Source organism: Pantoea sp. S61 (assembly GCF_016625145.1).
In the GTDB taxonomy this organism is placed as follows: domain Bacteria; phylum Pseudomonadota; class Gammaproteobacteria; order Enterobacterales; family Enterobacteriaceae; genus Pantoea; species Pantoea rwandensis_B.
This window is the reverse complement of record NZ_JACVUO010000018.1, coordinates 16303-30939: the sequence shown is the minus strand read 5'-3', so window position 1 is coordinate 30939 and position 14637 is coordinate 16303. Positions and strand designations below refer to the sequence as shown.

Sequence of the window (14637 nt, the reverse complement as noted above, 5' to 3'; positions counted from 1 at the left end):
CCAGAATATCGCGGTGCGCTATGGCGTACAGGCGCGCGATGAGGCTTTTTTTCAGGGGGACGGATGCAGCATCACAAACAGAGTTGGCTCGGGCGTGAGAAAGGCTTTTCGGCCTTTGCTACGGGTCCGCTGCTCGACTTCTGGCGACGTCGTGAGGAGTGTGAATTTACCGGCGTCGGTAACCTGAAGATTCGCTATGTTCGTTTCACCTCACCGCAACATCGCCGTGTCATCCTGATTGTGCCCGGCCGCATCGAAAGCTATATCAAATACCCGGAACTGGCTTACGATCTGTTTCACTGCGGCTATGACGTGGTGATAATTGACCATCGCGGGCAGGGCCGTTCCGATCGCTTGCTGGCGGATACTCATCGCGGGCATGTGGTGGAATTCAACCATTACGTTGACGATCTGGAAACGCTGTATCTGAAAGAGATAGTCAGCAACCATTATCAGCAACGCTACGTGCTGTCCCATTCGATGGGCGGTGCAATTTTGGCACTGTTTTTAGCGCGCCAGCCGCAGGCATTCCATGCGGCGGTATTCTCGGCACCGATGTTTGGCATTGTGTTGCCGTTGCCCGACTGGATGGCGTACCCGATTTTAGACTGGGCGGAAAAACTGCCGGCAATCCGCGAACGCTATGCGCTCGGCACCGGCCGCTGGCGGGCCAGCCCGTTTGGCATTAATCGCCTGACGCACAGTCGTGAACGCTATCGGCGCAACCTGCGTTTTTACGCCGACGATCCGGGGTTGCGTGTGGGAGGGCCGACCTATCATTGGGTGCGTGAAGGCGTCTATGCCGGACGCAGCATCATCAGTCAGGCGGCGAAAATTACCACACCGGCGCTGGTGTTACAGGCCAGCGAAGACGATGTGGTGGATAACCGCGCACAAGATATTTTTTGTACGGCGATGGCCGATGCGGGACATCCCTGCGAAGGAACCGTGCCGTATGTGATTCAAGGCGCGCGTCACGAGATTTTGTTCGAAACAGACGCCATGCGCGCTGAAGCGCTTAACCTGGTGGTCGATTTTTTCGAGCGCCACGTTTAACTCATTTTCCGACATCAATACCAGAGGTTTACATGTACCACATCGTCGCATCCGACCTGGATGGCACGCTGCTCTCACCGGAACACCGCCTGACACCTTTTGCTCGCACCACGCTGCAGGAACTGGTGGCGCAAGATGTTCACTTCGTTTTCGCCACCGGTCGTCACTATATCGACGTGGGCCAGATGCGCGATAACCTCGGCATTCCGGCGTACATGATTACCTCTAACGGTGCTCGTGTGCACAATGCAGCAGGTGAACTGGTGTTTAGCCATAACCTCGATGCCGATATTGCCAGCGAACTCTACGGTTTGCAGTATCACGATGAGCATATCCTGACACACGTGTATCGCGACGATGAGTGGTATATGAGCCGCCATCGCCCGGAGGAACAGGACTACTTCCGCGAGTCGGTGTTCAACTATCAGGTTTACCAGCCGGGCATGCTGGAAACCGACGGCATCAGCAAAGTGTTCTTTACCTGCGACGATCCTGAGCGTCTGGCGCCGCTGGAGCTGGCGATCGAAGCGCGCTGGGGCGATCGCGTGAATGTCAGTTTCTCACTGCCGACCTGTCTGGAAGTGATGGCGGGTGGCGTATCGAAAGGGCATGCACTGGAAGCCGTAGCCAAACAACTCGGGTACTCATTGAAAGAGTGTATCGCTTTTGGCGATGGCATGAATGACGTGGAAATGCTGAGCATGGCGGGTAAAGGCTGCATTATGCGCAATGCGCACCAGCGCCTGAAAGATACGCTGCCAACGTTAGAAGTGATTGGCAGCAATGCTGAAGATGCGGTGCCGCATACGCTGCGCAAGCTGTTCCTTGCTTAATAAAATGGGCCGGAATCACCGGCCCATTCTCGTTATGCCATCTGCTTCTTGTGCTTATGTTCACTGATCATGGTGAGCAGCAGTAAAATCACGGCTAACACCGATCCGGCAATCATCACCATGAAGCCACCATCCCAGCCGAAGTAATCCACGGTGTAACCGACAATCGCACTGGCTGCCACCGATCCACCAAGATAACCAAACAAACCGGTAAAGCCCGCGGCGGTACCAGCGGCTTTTTTCGGCGCCAGCTCCAGCGCGTGCAGACCAATCAGCATCACCGGGCCGTAAATCAGGAAGCCAATGACGATCATGCACAGCATATCGATACCTGGATTGCCTGGCGGGTTAAGCCAGTACACCACCGTCGCGATGGTCACTAGCGTCATAAAGAACACGCCGGTCGCGCCACGATTGCCTCGGAACACCTTGTCCGACATCCAGCCGCACAGCAGGGTGCCGGGAATGCCTGCATATTCATAGAAGAAGTAAGCCCACGAAGATTTATCCAGCGTGAAGTGCTTCACCTCTTTCAGGTAAGTGGGTGACCAGTCGAGAATGCCGTAACGCAGCAGATAGACAAACACGTTAGCCAGCGCGATATACCATAGCAGCTTATTAGGCAGGATGTACTGCATGAAAATCTGCTTTGCCGTTAACTCCTGCTCGTGGTTGTCGTTGTAATCGGGCGGGTAGTCGTTCTTGTAAGCTTCAATCGGTGGCAGGCCACAAGACTGCGGCGTATCGCGCATCAGGGCAAAGGCAATAATGGCGATGAGGATGGCACCAAACGCCGGCATATAAAGTGCGGCTTTCCAGTCGTTAAACCACGCCATACCCAGCAGGAACAGCAGTGGGGGAATGCCGCCGCCCACGTTATGGGCGCAGTTCCACACCGAGACAATCCCGCCGCGCTCCTTCTGTGACCACCAGTGCACCATGGTGCGCCCGCATGGCGGCCAACCCATACCCTGGAACCAACCGCACAGGAACAGCAGCACAAACATCACCATGATGCTGGAGGTGGCCCACGGCACAAAGCCCATAAAGAGCATCACCGCAGCGGCCAGAATCAGTCCGGCAGGTAAAAAGACGCGTGGATTTGAACGGTCAGAGACGGAACCCATGATGAACTTGGAAAAACCGTAGGCGATGGAGATTCCGGACAGCGCAAAGCCAAGATCGCCGCGCGAAAAGCCCTGCTCAACTAAATAGGGCATCGCCAGGGCAAAGTTTTTACGGACCAGGTAATAGGCGGCATAGCCAAAGAAAATGCCGATGAAGATTTGCCAGCGTAGCCGACGATAAAGCGGATCGACACGATCGTCAGCGACTTGCGGCTGATGCGGTGCCGGTTTGAAGATACTCAACATGTATGTGGCCCTCCAGGGCGCGATATTTTTATAAATTCCCAGCAGGTTGGGTCAAAAGCCCTCTGGCGTAACAACAAAACCAAAGTTCCATTTCGCGCAAAGGATAGTGATGGTTGCGCCACGTTACTGTGATGTGTGACACAATTGTTACACTTTGATGACATTAAAGAGCGATATAAACCAAAAAATGTTGGTATTCGCGCATGAAGCGTCGGGGCTTTTGGGTTTGGAAGGGGAATCCGTTGCTGCGTCGAATGACATTCACTGCATCCGCAATCCGCGAGCTGATTTCGGCAGTGGACCTCATCTCAATGAGAGAAGAGGATTCGGCGATTTGTTTGATTTTAATTTGACCACTCGTCAACCAGAAATTTCAGCCCGTCCACGACAGTTTGTTTACACTAGCGCCACTGTTCATTTTGGGATCAATACCGTGCTGTTACTGATCGTTACCACCATTTTGTGGGCTTTTTCCTTTAGTTTGATAGGGGAATACCTTGCGGGCCAGGTTGACTCCTGGTTCTCTGTGTTGATGCGCCTTGGGTTGGCTGCGCTCGTTTTTTTGCCCTTCCTGCGCTGGAAGGGCTATCGCGCCTCAACCATCCTGCTGTACATGCTGGTGGGAATGCTGCAACTCGGCGTCATGTATCTGCTAAGTTTTGAGGCTTATACCTACCTCAGCGTGACAGAATTCCTGTTGTTTACCGTGATGACGCCGCTCTACGTCACGCTGATTTACGATTTGCTCAGCAGACGTCGGCTGCGAATCGGCTATGCCTTCAGCGCGCTGCTGGCGGTAGCCGGTGCGGCCATCATTCGCTATGACAAAGTTAGCGATCATTTCTGGTTCGGTTTGCTGCTGGTGCAGGCGGCAAACATCTGCTTTGCCATCGGTATGGTCGGCTACAAGCGCCTGCAGGAAACCCGCCCAATGCCGCAACACACGGCCTTCTCGTGGTTCTATCTTGGCGCGGTGATCATCGCCATCATTGCGTGGAGCTTGTGGGGTAACCCGAACAAACTGCCGACCACCTCACTGCAGTGGGGCATTCTGGTGTGGCTAGGCGTGGCGGCTTCCGGGCTGGGCTATTTTATGTGGAACTACGGTGCGACGCAGGTCGATGCCGGTACGCTGGGCATCATGAACAACATGCACGTGCCGGCGGGCTTGCTGGTGAACCTGGCGATCTGGCAGGAAAAACCGCACTGGCCGAGCTTTATTGCCGGGGCGATTGTCATTTTCGCTTCGCTATACGTGCACAAGCGTTGGGTGGTGGGGCATGGGTCCAAAAGCGATGCCTAAATGGCCGAGCTGAATGGCTAACAAGCACGTTGCTTTGCTCTGTTATCAAAGCGACGCTAAAAGCTTAAGAGAAGGGATGGCGTGGCAGTGGAGCAAAGCGTCCGAGCCATAGATGACGAGGCCGATCCACAGGGAAGTAAGATTCCTTCGTGATCGGAGCGGCCTGCATCTGACCTGATATCAAAGCGACGCTCAAAGCTTAAGGGAAGGGATAGCGTGGCAGAGGAGCAAAGCGTCCGAGCCATGGATGGCGAGGCCGATCCACAGGGATGTGGGATTCCTTTGCGATCTGCCACGCTATCCCTGACTGAGCACAAACACACAGCAATCAGCCCATTCCTGAAAAGCCATCAGCCCTTTTTCGCAGGCGCCGCAGGACGATTCATCATCGTCAGTCCCTTCAGAAAGTTACGCAGAATCTGGTCACCGCACTCGCGGTAGTTCTTATGGTCCGGATTACGGAAAATCGCACCGACTTCAGCCTGTGAAATCTTAAAGTTTGCCTTCTCCAGCACCACGGGAATATCCGTGGTCTTCAGCGCAAACGCGATACGTAGCTTCTTAATGAAAATATTGTTATTCATACGGCGTTCAACCGAAGGTGCGGGCGCATCTTCACTCTTACCGCGACGGAAGAAAATCAAACCGTTGAGGAAATAGCCCATCAGCACGTCCGGCAACTTACGGAACGCCGCATCATCATCCTTCTTCATCCACGCCTGCACATCCTCCAGCGGCACTTCACTGCCCGCTAAGGTAAAAATCTCCACCACTTTGCTATCGCTCAAATCAAGCATATAGCGCACGCTGCGCAGAACATCGTTACTCGTCATGGTGAAACTCTCTTGGTCGCGGATTGAGGCGGCGCATTATAGAGCAGGCCGGGCACGGATAACAGCACGGGCGACACAGGTCGCCCATGGGATGATCAAGAAATTGACTGCAATGAACCCGGGCGAGCGGCATCGCGTACAAACGGCAGATGGTCACAGGCGTGCTGGCGGGCGAAGCGCACAAAGGCTTCTAACACCGGCTGACGCTGCTCACCATCGCGCACGGCGGCATATAAACGGCTCCACAAACCCTCACCCAATGTTTTGGTCACCACCAGACCCTGCTTTTCAAAACTCTCCACCACCCAATGCGGAAGGGCCGCAATACCCATCTGTGCTGACACCATCTGAATCAGCAACAACGTATTGTCCACACTCTTCAACGCCGGACTGATACCTGCAGGCTGCAGGAAATGACGCCAGATATCGAGACGCTGACGCTGCACCGGATAGATCATCAGCACCTCATCGGCTAAATCTTCTGGTGAGATATGTTCCAGCTTTGCCAGCGGATGGTCCGGGGCCAGCACCAGACGCACCTCAAAATCAAACATCGGCGTATAGAACAAACCGCTGCGCGGCAGGATATCGGAGGTCAACACCACATCCAGTTCGCCCTGCTGCAAGGCGGGCTGGGGATCAAAAGTCACACCCGATTTAAAATCGACCCCCACTTGTGGCCAGCTCTGGCGGAAATTATTGAGGGCCGGCGTCAGCCACTGAATGCAGCTGTGGCATTCAATGGCAATGCGCAGCGTGGTCTGATGCGGCTCGTGGCATGCCTGCAACGCCTGCTGAATCTGCGGCAAAATCTGCTCGGCCAACTGCAGCATGATTTCCCCCTGTGGCGTAAACCGCAACGGCTGGCTCTTGCGCACAAACAGGCGAAAGCCCAGCCGCTGTTCCAGATCGCTGAACTGATGAGATAACGCCGATTGTGTCTGATGAAGCTGAGCGGCGGCAGCGGCCAACGAGCCGGTATTCTGCAACGCCTGCAGCGTTCTCAGGTGTTTGAGTTCGATCATGAGAGTCCTTCACATCGAGATTGAACAAATTGCGCTTGAGGAACATACAGTACCCGCAGATTATGGCGGTGTAAACATCTGGACGGCTAAACATCTCAAGCAAGCGCCACCGCCACATGACTTTCGTCCAGTTCAGGCGTTCAGCGGACGGCAATTTCACTCGCTGGATGAACGTAAACGGGCTCGACTCGTTAAGCATATCTGGAGATCACTAAATGACCATTCTGAACCATACGCTCGGTTTCCCTCGTGTCGGTCTGCGTCGTGAACTGAAAAAAGCACAGGAAAGCTACTGGGCAGGCAACAGCTCACAGGAAGCGCTGCTGGCCGTGGGGCGCGAGCTGCGCGCTCGTCACTGGCAACAGCAGAAAGACGCGGGGGTGGATCTGCTGCCCGTGGGCGATTTCGCCTGGTACGATCATGTGCTGACCACCAGCCTGATGCTGGGCAATGTGCCGGCGCGCCATCAGAACCAGGATGGATCGGTCGATCTCGATACGCTGTTCCGTCTGGGACGTGGCCGCGCACCCAGCGGTGAACCTGCCGCCGCCGCTGAAATGACCAAATGGTTCAACACCAACTATCACTATATGGTGCCGGAATTCACGCAAGGCCAGCAGTTCTCACTGAGCTGGACACAGCTGCTCGAAGAAGTGGACGAAGCATTGGCGCTGGGTCACCCGATCAAACCGGTGCTGCTGGGGCCGGTCACTTACCTGTGGTTGGGCAAAGTCAAAGGTGAGCCGTTTGACCGCCTGTCGTTGCTGACAGCGATTCTGCCGGTCTATCAGCAAGTGCTGGCTGAACTGCATCAGCGCGGTATTGAATGGGTGCAGATAGATGAACCCGCGCTGGTGCTGGAGCTGCCACAGGAATGGCGTGAGGCGTTCAAGCCTGCCTACGATGCGCTGCAAGGTCATGTAAAACTGCTACTGACGACCTACTTTGACAGCATTGGTCAAAATCTCGATGTCATTAAGACGCTGCCGGTTCAAGGTTTGCACGTTGACCTGGTGCATGGCAAAGATGACATCCAGCATATTCACCAACAACTCCCGACCGACTGGCTGCTCTCAGTCGGGGTGATCAACGGCCGCAATGTCTGGCGTGCCGATCTCAGCCGCTGGTTCGATCGCCTGAAACCGCTGGTCGGGCAGCGTAAAAATCTGTGGATTGGTTCCTCCTGCTCGCTGCTGCACAGCCCGATCGATCTCAGTGTCGAAACCCGGCTCGATGCGGAAGTGAAAAGCTGGTTTGCCTTTGCTTTACAGAAGTGTGCTGAGCTGAAGTTGTTGAGCCAGGCGCTCAATAATAACGATGCGGCCTCGCTGACGGAGTGGAGCGCGCCGATTCGTGCTCGTTCTCATTCTTCGCGCGTGCACAATGCCGCAGTGGGTGCACGTCTGGCGAATATTCAGGCTAAAGACGTTGAGCGCGCCAGCCACTATGACGAACGCGCCAAAGCGCAGCGGCATCGCTTTAATCTGCCAGCCTGGCCGACCACCACGATTGGATCCTTCCCGCAAACCACCGAAATTCGCGGCCTGCGACTCGACTTCAAAAAAGGCAATATCGATGGAGGCCACTATCGCACCGGCATCGCGGAGCACATCAAGCAGGCGATTGCCGAACAGGAACGGCTCGGGCTGGATGTGCTGGTGCACGGCGAAGCAGAGCGTAATGACATGGTGGAATACTTCGGCGAAAACCTCGATGGCTTCGTGTTTACGCAAAATGGCTGGGTGCAAAGCTATGGCTCTCGCTGTGTGAAGCCGCCGGTGATTATCGGTGATGTCAGTCGCCCGCAGCCGATTACCGTTGAGTGGGCGAAGTACGCGCAATCGCTGACTGAAAAGCCAGTGAAGGGTATGCTCACCGGCCCCGTCACGATTCTGTGCTGGTCATTCCCGCGTGAAGACGTGACGCGGGAAACCCTTGCTAAACAGATTGCACTGGCGCTGCGTGATGAAGTGGAAGACCTGGAAAAAGCCGGGATCGGGATCATTCAGATTGATGAACCCGCTCTGCGCGAAGGCTTACCATTGCACCAGTCGGACTGGGCTGCGTACCTGACCTGGGCAGTTGATGCCTTCCGCCTCAACGCGGCTGTGGCGCAGGATGAAACGCAGATCCACACGCACATGTGTTATTGCGAGTTCAATGACATCATGGATTCGATAGCGGCACTGGACGCGGACGTGATTACCATCGAAACCTCTCGCTCGGATATGGAATTGCTGGATGCGTTTAAAGCGTTCGAATACCCGAACGAAATTGGGCCAGGTGTGTATGACATTCATTCCCCGAACGTACCCAGCGTAGAATGGATTGAAGATCTGCTGCACAAAGCGGCGCAAAGCATTCCGCCCGCACGCTTGTGGGTCAACCCGGACTGTGGTCTGAAAACCCGCGGCTGGAGTGAAACCCGGCAGGCGCTGGCGAACATGGTGACCGCCGCGAAAAAGCTGCGCGCAGAATCGGCGTAATCGCGATAAACAGGGGCGCCGTGCAGCGCCCCTTGTTATTACGCGTTGGGTGCAACGCCATACTGCTTAAACCAGGCCAGCATCCGTGCCCAGCCATCAGCGGCTGAGTCAGCATGGTAGCTTGGGCGATAATCGGCATTAAATGCGTGTCCCGCTTCCGGATACACCACGATCTCCGCTTTGGCATTGGCGGCATGCAGCGCCTGACGCATCTTATCAATGCTCTCTAACGGGATGCTCTCATCCTGACCGCCGTAAAGTCCCAGCACCGGAGCGTTAAGATCGACAGCCACATCGATAGGATGTTTTTGTTGTTTGAGGGTTTTCTCACCCTCTAACCGACCATACCAGGCCGCCGCCGCCCGCACCTGCGGGTTGTGCGCGGCGAACAGCCAACTGATGCGTCCGCCCCAGCAGAAGCCCGTGATTGCCATGCGACGAATATCGCCATCGTGGCGTGCGGCCCAGTTGGCAACGTGATCGAGATCGGACAGCACCTGAGAATCGGGCACCTTGCTGACCAGTTCCTTGAACAATGTCGGGATATCACTGTAGTCACCAGGATCGCCTTCACGGAAATAGAGTTCAGGTGCAACCGCCAGATAACCTTCCAGCGCCAGACGACGGCAGATATCTTTAATATGCTCGTGAACGCCAAAAATCTCCTGCACCACCAGAACCACCGGCAGTTTGCCTTCATAGGATTTGGGGCGGGCATAATAAGCTGGCAGATTCTCTCCCTGGCTGGGAACAGACGTTTCACCGGTATGAATAGCGTCACTGACGGTGGTAATAGTGCTGCTGGCGATGGGCTGAACGGCAGGGGCAAAGCCGCCGGCTGCTGATTTTTGTGCCATATTGTCTTCGGTTTTCATGGTTCTCTCCGTGCTAGCAAATGCGCAATCACGTAACTATAGCCTGCTTCAGGAGCAAGGCTGACGTAGGGTTCAGAGGGATGTGTACTTATGTTCTTCTTCTCTATTAACACCGCCACCCGAACTTACGCAGTACCGCTTGTAGCAATTCGGAATTGCCGAGCTGTAATGTGTGATGTGAGTCACATAATAATTTTCTGATAATGTAAGTTTCATTGTCGATGGTGAAATAAATCACATATTTATATGGCGCTCTGGCGTAGAGTGACACGCATATCCCTTATCTTTCAGGAGTCTGTTATGGCCCAGTCTGACGTTTTCCACCTTGGTATCACTAAAGCCGATCTGAAAGGAGCCACACTGGCTATCGTTCCCGGCGATCCGGAGCGTGTGAAAAAAATCGCTGCGCTGATGGATAATCCACAGCATCTGGCTTCGCACCGTGAATTCACCACTTACCTGGCGGAAGTGGATGGCAAGCCGGTGGTGGTCTGTTCTACCGGTATCGGCGGTCCATCGACCTCTATTGCCGTGGAAGAACTGGCGCAGCTCGGCGTGCGCACTTTCCTGCGTGTGGGCACGACCGGGGCGATCCAGCCGAATATCAATGTCGGCGACGTGCTGGTGACCACTGCTTCGGTGCGTCTTGACGGTGCCAGCCTGCACTTTGCGCCGATGGAGTTCCCGGCAGTGGCCGATTTCACCTGCACCACCGCGCTGGTGGCCGCAGCAGAAGCCTGCGGTGCCAAAACGCACATCGGTATTACCGCTTCTTCTGACACCTTCTACCCGGGGCAGGAACGTTACGATACGTTCTCAGGACGTGTGGTGAATCGCTTCCAGGGCTCAATGCAAGAGTGGCAGCAAATGGGGGTTCTTAACTATGAGATGGAATCCGCTACACTGTTAACCATGTGCGCCAGTCAGGGGCTGCGAGCGGGCATGGTGGCGGGTGTCATCGTTAACCGTACGCAGAAAGAGATCCCGGATGCCGCGACCATGAAACAGACCGAAAGCGATGCGGTGAAAATTGTTGTAGAAGCCGCGCGTCGCTTAATTTAATGCGCAAGGCAGCAGGTATTACGGATAAGGAATTCCCTGCTGCCATCACATTGCGCACGTTTTTCAGCTGATACTGAGAAAACAACTATGCGCAAAACGGTTTCTGCTCCGCGTCCTGCCTTTAATCCTACTCCCGCTGCTGCGCAGTCTCGTATTGAGAGCGTGGCAGCACGCTTTCGCCAGGCAATGGCGGCCTCTGATTTCCCCGTGGCACGTCAATGCTGTGAAGAAGTTTTGCGCGTCATGCCGCAAAATATGCAAGTGCTCAGCGACTATGCGCTAACGCTGATGCGCGTGGGCGAGTACAAAAAATCCTACAAAACCTACCAAAAAATCTATCAGGCCCCAGCCGCACAGCGTGCGCAGGCCTCTGACACCTGGCTCGATGGCTTAACGGAAGTGTGTGGCTGGCTGGAAAAGCACGATGAAGTGGCACGTTACGGCCGCGAGTCGCTGGAGAAGTCGGACGCGATCTTTCGTCAGGGCCACACAGTGGCGTATCCCGCAGCAGCGCCACCGTCTTTCAATCCCACGAACCCAACTGAAAATATCATCTCATTCAGTCTGTATGGCGGCCAACCGCGCTACTGTGAAACGCTGATCAAAAATATCGACGTTGCGCGCGAATTCTATCCAGGTTGGATGTGTCGCATCTATCTTGACGACAGCGTGCCGCAACACGTCTGGCAGCGTCTAAAGCAGTCGAATGTCCAGTTAGTGGATATGTCACATGAGAAGACCCTATTCCCGACGCTGTGGCGCTTTCTGGTGATGGATGATCCGCGCGTAAAACGCTATATCGTGCGAGATGCGGACTCCCTGCTGTCGGAGCGTGAAGTGGCGGCGGTAGAAGCCTGGCTGCAATCGCCATGCTGGTTCCATCATATGCGTGATTACTTTACGCATACCGAACTGCTGCTGGCGGGCATGTGGGGCGGCTGTCATGGCGTGTTCCACAACGTTGAGCAGCAGATACGCGACTTTATCGGCCAGTACAGCGGCAGTGAACGCTTCACCGATCAGTACTTCCTCAAAGTGGCGTTGTGGCCGACGGTCCGCGAAAGCCTGCTGAATCATGACGACATCTTCCGATTCCATCATGCTCAGGCGTGGCCCGCACACCCGCCAATTCGCTGGCAAACCGAGCGTTTTCACGTCGGCAGCAACGCAGGGTATTCCAGCATGGCGGGCAAGGTGGAGAATGTTGACAACGGCTGGCAGCAGGTTGAACTCACTCACAATGGACAAAGCTGGTGCTATCCCGCCAAAGTGAAGGGCAGTGAATGGCTGTTGCCGATGCCGTTTTTCCTGATTGATGCGTGGAAAGCGGGTGATTTGACGGTGAAAGCGCTGTAAATCATACGCCAGCTACACAACAGTCTGGACATTCATACAGTAGCGACTTACCTTTTCCCTCAGCGAAACGATCCGCGGGGGGATTATGGATCAGCAACTTATCATTAGCGGCGCACTGGCGCTGGCCGGACTGGGCCTTGGCTGGATTTTGGCCCAGTTGCGTGCCGGACACCAGTACGCCAGCTTCACTACCGAACGCCGCCTGCTGGAAGAGGCGCAACAGCGCCAGCAGCAGCAACTCGAACTGTTACAGCAGCAAATTCAGCAGCGCGAGCAAGAACTGCGGCAGCTTCATGGCACGCTTAGCGGTGCACAGGAACGGCTGCAACAGCTCGATTACTGGCGTGGTGAGAGCGAACAGCTTAGCCGGGAATTGCGTAATCAGCTGGAAGTGAACAGTGCGCAGGAAGCTGAACTGCGTGAAGTCACCATCCGTTTAGAAGAGACGCGTTTTGGCGCAGAAGAGAAGCAGCGCCTGCTCACTAACAGCGAACAGCGTCTTAGCGCACAGTTCGAGAATCTGGCCAACCGCATCTTTGAAAACAGCGGACGTCGGGTGGATGAGCAAAACCGGCAGAGCCTCAACGGGCTGATTGGTCCGCTGCGTGAACAGCTGGATGGTTTCCGTCGTCAGGTGACGGATAGCTTTGGCCAGGAAGCACGCGAACGCCATACGCTGGCCCATGAAATTCGTCAACTGCAGCAGCTGAACGCGCAAATGGCGCAGGAAGCGGTCAACCTCACCAAAGCGCTAAAAGGCGACAATAAAATCCAGGGTAACTGGGGCGAAGTGGTGCTGGCGCGGGTGCTGGAAGCTTCCGGTCTGCGTGAAGGCTATGAATACCAGACGCAGGTCAGCGTGCAGTTGGAGCAGCAGGGCAGGATGCAACCGGATGTGATCGTGCGGTTGCCGCAGGGCAAGGATGTGGTGATTGACGCCAAAATGACGCTGGTGGCTTACGAACGCTATTTCAACGCAGAAGATGAAGCCACGCGTGAGCAGGCGATTCAGGAGCACGTCAACGCCATGCGCGGCCATATTCGGCTGCTGGGACGAAAAGATTATCAACAATTGCCCGGTTTACGCTCTCTGGATTATGTGTTGATGTTTATTCCGGTCGAGCCCGCGTTCTTGTTGGCGATTGATCGGCAGCCAGAGCTGATCAGCGAAGCGCTGCAGCAAAACATCATGCTGGTCAGCCCGACGACATTACTGGTGGCACTGCGCACCATCAACAACCTGTGGCGTTATGAGCACCAGAGTCGCAATGCACAACGCATCGCCGACCGAGCTACGCGGTTGTACGATAAAATGCGACTGTTTGTGGATGATATGAGCGGTATCGGTCACAGCCTCGATAAAGCGCAGCAGAGTTATCACCAGGCGATGAAAAAACTGTCAGAAGGGCGCGGCAATTTGATTGCGCAAAGCGAATCCTTCCGCGCGTTAGGTGTGGAGATTAAACGGCCGATCAATCCCCAATTGGTCGAGCAAGCGCAACCGGAGGAGGCGGGCGAAAATTGGGCGGACGATCCCGAGCCCAATGAAAATGTGGCAGATTCCTCCGCCGCTTCTCTGCGCCGCATCAACGAATAGCACGGTGGTCGCGTGCTCGCGTAGCGCGACTCTGATACACTTCGGCAAGAATTGTTTGTGGAACAGGTAAACCCGATGGCAGATGAATCACAGCAGGAAACTACCCATTTTGGCTTTCAGACCGTCGCGAAAAGCGAAAAGGCCGATAAAGTCGCGGACGTGTTTCATTCCGTAGCGGCAAAATATGACCTGATGAACGATTTGATGTCGTTTGGCATCCATCGTGTCTGGAAGCGTTTTACCATCGACAGCAGCGGCGTGCGTCGTGGTCAGCGTGTGCTGGATCTGGCCGGCGGTACCGGTGATTTGACAGCAAAATTCTCTCGCCTGGTGGGCGAGACGGGTCAGGTGGTTTTGGCTGATATCAACAGCTCGATGCTGAAGATGGGCCGCGAGAAGCTGCGCAACATGGGCGTGTCAGGCAACGTTAGCTATGTGCAGGCCAACGCCGAAGCGCTGCCGTTCCCGGATAACTATTTCGATTGCATCACCATCTCTTTCGGTTTGCGTAACGTCACCGAAAAAGAGAAGGCACTGGCCTCGATGTTCCGGGTGCTGAAGCCAGGTGGACGCTTGCTGGTGCTGGAGTTTTCCAAACCGCTGCTGGAACCGCTGAGCAAAGCCTACGATACCTATTCCTTCCACATCCTGCCGCGTATCGGGCAACTGGTGGCGCAGGATGCCGAAAGCTATCGCTATCTGGCAGAATCGATTCGTATGCATCCCGACCAGGAAACCCTGAAGGCGATGATGAACGATGTGGGTTTTGAAAATACCACCTATTTCAACATGACCGGCGGTATTGTGGCGTTGCATCGCGGCTTTAAGTTCTGATTGA

12 protein-coding genes are annotated in these 14637 nt (G+C 55.0%); 8 read left to right on the top strand and 4 right to left on the bottom strand.

Going from position 1 to position 14637, the window contains the following annotated elements:
* Positions 1-63 precede the first annotated feature (63 nt).
* The gene (gene pldB, locus IAE30_RS24335; RefSeq protein WP_038643787.1) at positions 64-1056 is read left to right on the top strand and encodes a lysophospholipase L2; all 993 of its coding nucleotides are present in this window, start codon (positions 64-66) and stop codon (positions 1054-1056) included.
* Between the two features lie 32 nt (positions 1057-1088).
* Positions 1089-1889: a sugar/pyridoxal phosphate phosphatase YigL gene (gene yigL, locus IAE30_RS24330; protein ID WP_038643786.1), complete on the top strand. Its 801-nt coding sequence runs from the start codon at positions 1089-1091 to the stop codon at positions 1887-1889.
* A gap of 32 nt (positions 1890-1921) precedes the next feature.
* Here the strand turns inward: yigL and glpT are convergent, their stop codons facing one another.
* Positions 1922-3262 (bottom strand): glycerol-3-phosphate transporter, encoded by a 1341-nt coding sequence (gene glpT, locus IAE30_RS24325; protein ID WP_038643785.1) that lies wholly within the window; start codon positions 3260-3262, stop codon positions 1922-1924.
* A 433-nt stretch (positions 3263-3695) separates the two neighbouring features.
* Here glpT and IAE30_RS24320 point away from each other — a divergent pair, with 433 nt between their 5' ends.
* Complete coding sequence (locus tag IAE30_RS24320; protein ID WP_097118548.1) at positions 3696-4565, top strand: carboxylate/amino acid/amine transporter; 870 nt, start codon at positions 3696-3698, stop codon at positions 4563-4565.
* Between the two features lie 350 nt (positions 4566-4915).
* Here IAE30_RS24320 and IAE30_RS24315 read toward each other — a convergent pair whose 3' ends face one another.
* Positions 4916-5398: a DUF1456 family protein gene (locus IAE30_RS24315; protein ID WP_200681140.1), complete on the bottom strand. Its 483-nt coding sequence runs from the start codon at positions 5396-5398 to the stop codon at positions 4916-4918.
* A 95-nt stretch (positions 5399-5493) separates the two neighbouring features.
* Positions 5494-6423: an HTH-type transcriptional regulator MetR gene (metR, locus tag IAE30_RS24310; RefSeq protein WP_200681139.1), complete on the bottom strand. Its 930-nt coding sequence runs from the start codon at positions 6421-6423 to the stop codon at positions 5494-5496.
* A gap of 215 nt (positions 6424-6638) precedes the next feature.
* On the opposite strand from metR, the gene metE reads away from it, so the two are divergent.
* A complete protein-coding gene (gene metE, locus IAE30_RS24305; RefSeq protein ID WP_200681138.1) occupies positions 6639-8909 on the top strand; it encodes a 5-methyltetrahydropteroyltriglutamate--homocysteine S-methyltransferase in 2271 nt (756 codons plus the stop codon).
* Between the two features lie 38 nt (positions 8910-8947).
* Here metE and IAE30_RS24300 read toward each other — a convergent pair whose 3' ends face one another.
* Positions 8948-9784 (bottom strand): dienelactone hydrolase family protein, encoded by an 837-nt coding sequence (locus tag IAE30_RS24300; protein WP_200681137.1) that lies wholly within the window; start codon positions 9782-9784, stop codon positions 8948-8950.
* A 300-nt stretch (positions 9785-10084) separates the two neighbouring features.
* Here IAE30_RS24300 and udp point away from each other — a divergent pair, with 300 nt between their 5' ends.
* From udp to ubiE, 4 genes are all read left to right on the top strand, one after another.
* A complete protein-coding gene (gene udp, locus IAE30_RS24295) occupies positions 10085-10846 on the top strand; it encodes a uridine phosphorylase (RefSeq protein WP_038643781.1) in 762 nt (253 codons plus the stop codon).
* Between the two features lie 87 nt (positions 10847-10933).
* Positions 10934-12202, top strand: a complete 1269-nt coding sequence (locus tag IAE30_RS24290) for a tetratricopeptide repeat protein (RefSeq protein WP_038643780.1) — start codon at positions 10934-10936, stop codon at positions 12200-12202.
* Between the two features lie 85 nt (positions 12203-12287).
* A complete protein-coding gene (gene rmuC, locus IAE30_RS24285) occupies positions 12288-13799 on the top strand; it encodes a DNA recombination protein RmuC (RefSeq protein WP_200681136.1) in 1512 nt (503 codons plus the stop codon).
* A gap of 75 nt (positions 13800-13874) precedes the next feature.
* Complete coding sequence (gene ubiE / locus IAE30_RS24280) at positions 13875-14633, top strand: bifunctional demethylmenaquinone methyltransferase/2-methoxy-6-polyprenyl-1,4-benzoquinol methylase UbiE (protein WP_038643778.1); 759 nt, start codon at positions 13875-13877, stop codon at positions 14631-14633.
* Positions 14634-14637: the final 4 nt, after the last annotated feature.

What these genes read in the sequence shown, in the direction of transcription:
- pldB (WP_038643787.1), top strand. Translation starts at nt 64, where the DNA reads ATGCAGCATCACAAACAGAGTTGGCTCGGGCGTGAGAAAGGCTTTTCG.
- yigL (WP_038643786.1), top strand. Translation starts at nt 1,089, where the DNA reads ATGTACCACATCGTCGCATCCGACCTGGATGGCACGCTGCTCTCACCG.
- glpT (WP_038643785.1), bottom strand. Translation starts at nt 3,262, where the DNA reads ATGTTGAGTATCTTCAAACCGGCACCGCATCAGCCGCAAGTCGCTGAC.
- IAE30_RS24315 (WP_200681140.1), bottom strand. Translation starts at nt 5,398, where the DNA reads ATGACGAGTAACGATGTTCTGCGCAGCGTGCGCTATATGCTTGATTTG.
- metR (WP_200681139.1), bottom strand. Translation starts at nt 6,423, where the DNA reads ATGATCGAACTCAAACACCTGAGAACGCTGCAGGCGTTGCAGAATACC.
- metE (WP_200681138.1), top strand. Translation starts at nt 6,639, where the DNA reads ATGACCATTCTGAACCATACGCTCGGTTTCCCTCGTGTCGGTCTGCGT.
- IAE30_RS24300 (WP_200681137.1), bottom strand. Translation starts at nt 9,784, where the DNA reads ATGAAAACCGAAGACAATATGGCACAAAAATCAGCAGCCGGCGGCTTT.
- udp (WP_038643781.1), top strand. Translation starts at nt 10,085, where the DNA reads ATGGCCCAGTCTGACGTTTTCCACCTTGGTATCACTAAAGCCGATCTG.
- IAE30_RS24290 (WP_038643780.1), top strand. Translation starts at nt 10,934, where the DNA reads ATGCGCAAAACGGTTTCTGCTCCGCGTCCTGCCTTTAATCCTACTCCC.
- rmuC (WP_200681136.1), top strand. Translation starts at nt 12,288, where the DNA reads ATGGATCAGCAACTTATCATTAGCGGCGCACTGGCGCTGGCCGGACTG.
- ubiE (WP_038643778.1), top strand. Translation starts at nt 13,875, where the DNA reads ATGGCAGATGAATCACAGCAGGAAACTACCCATTTTGGCTTTCAGACC.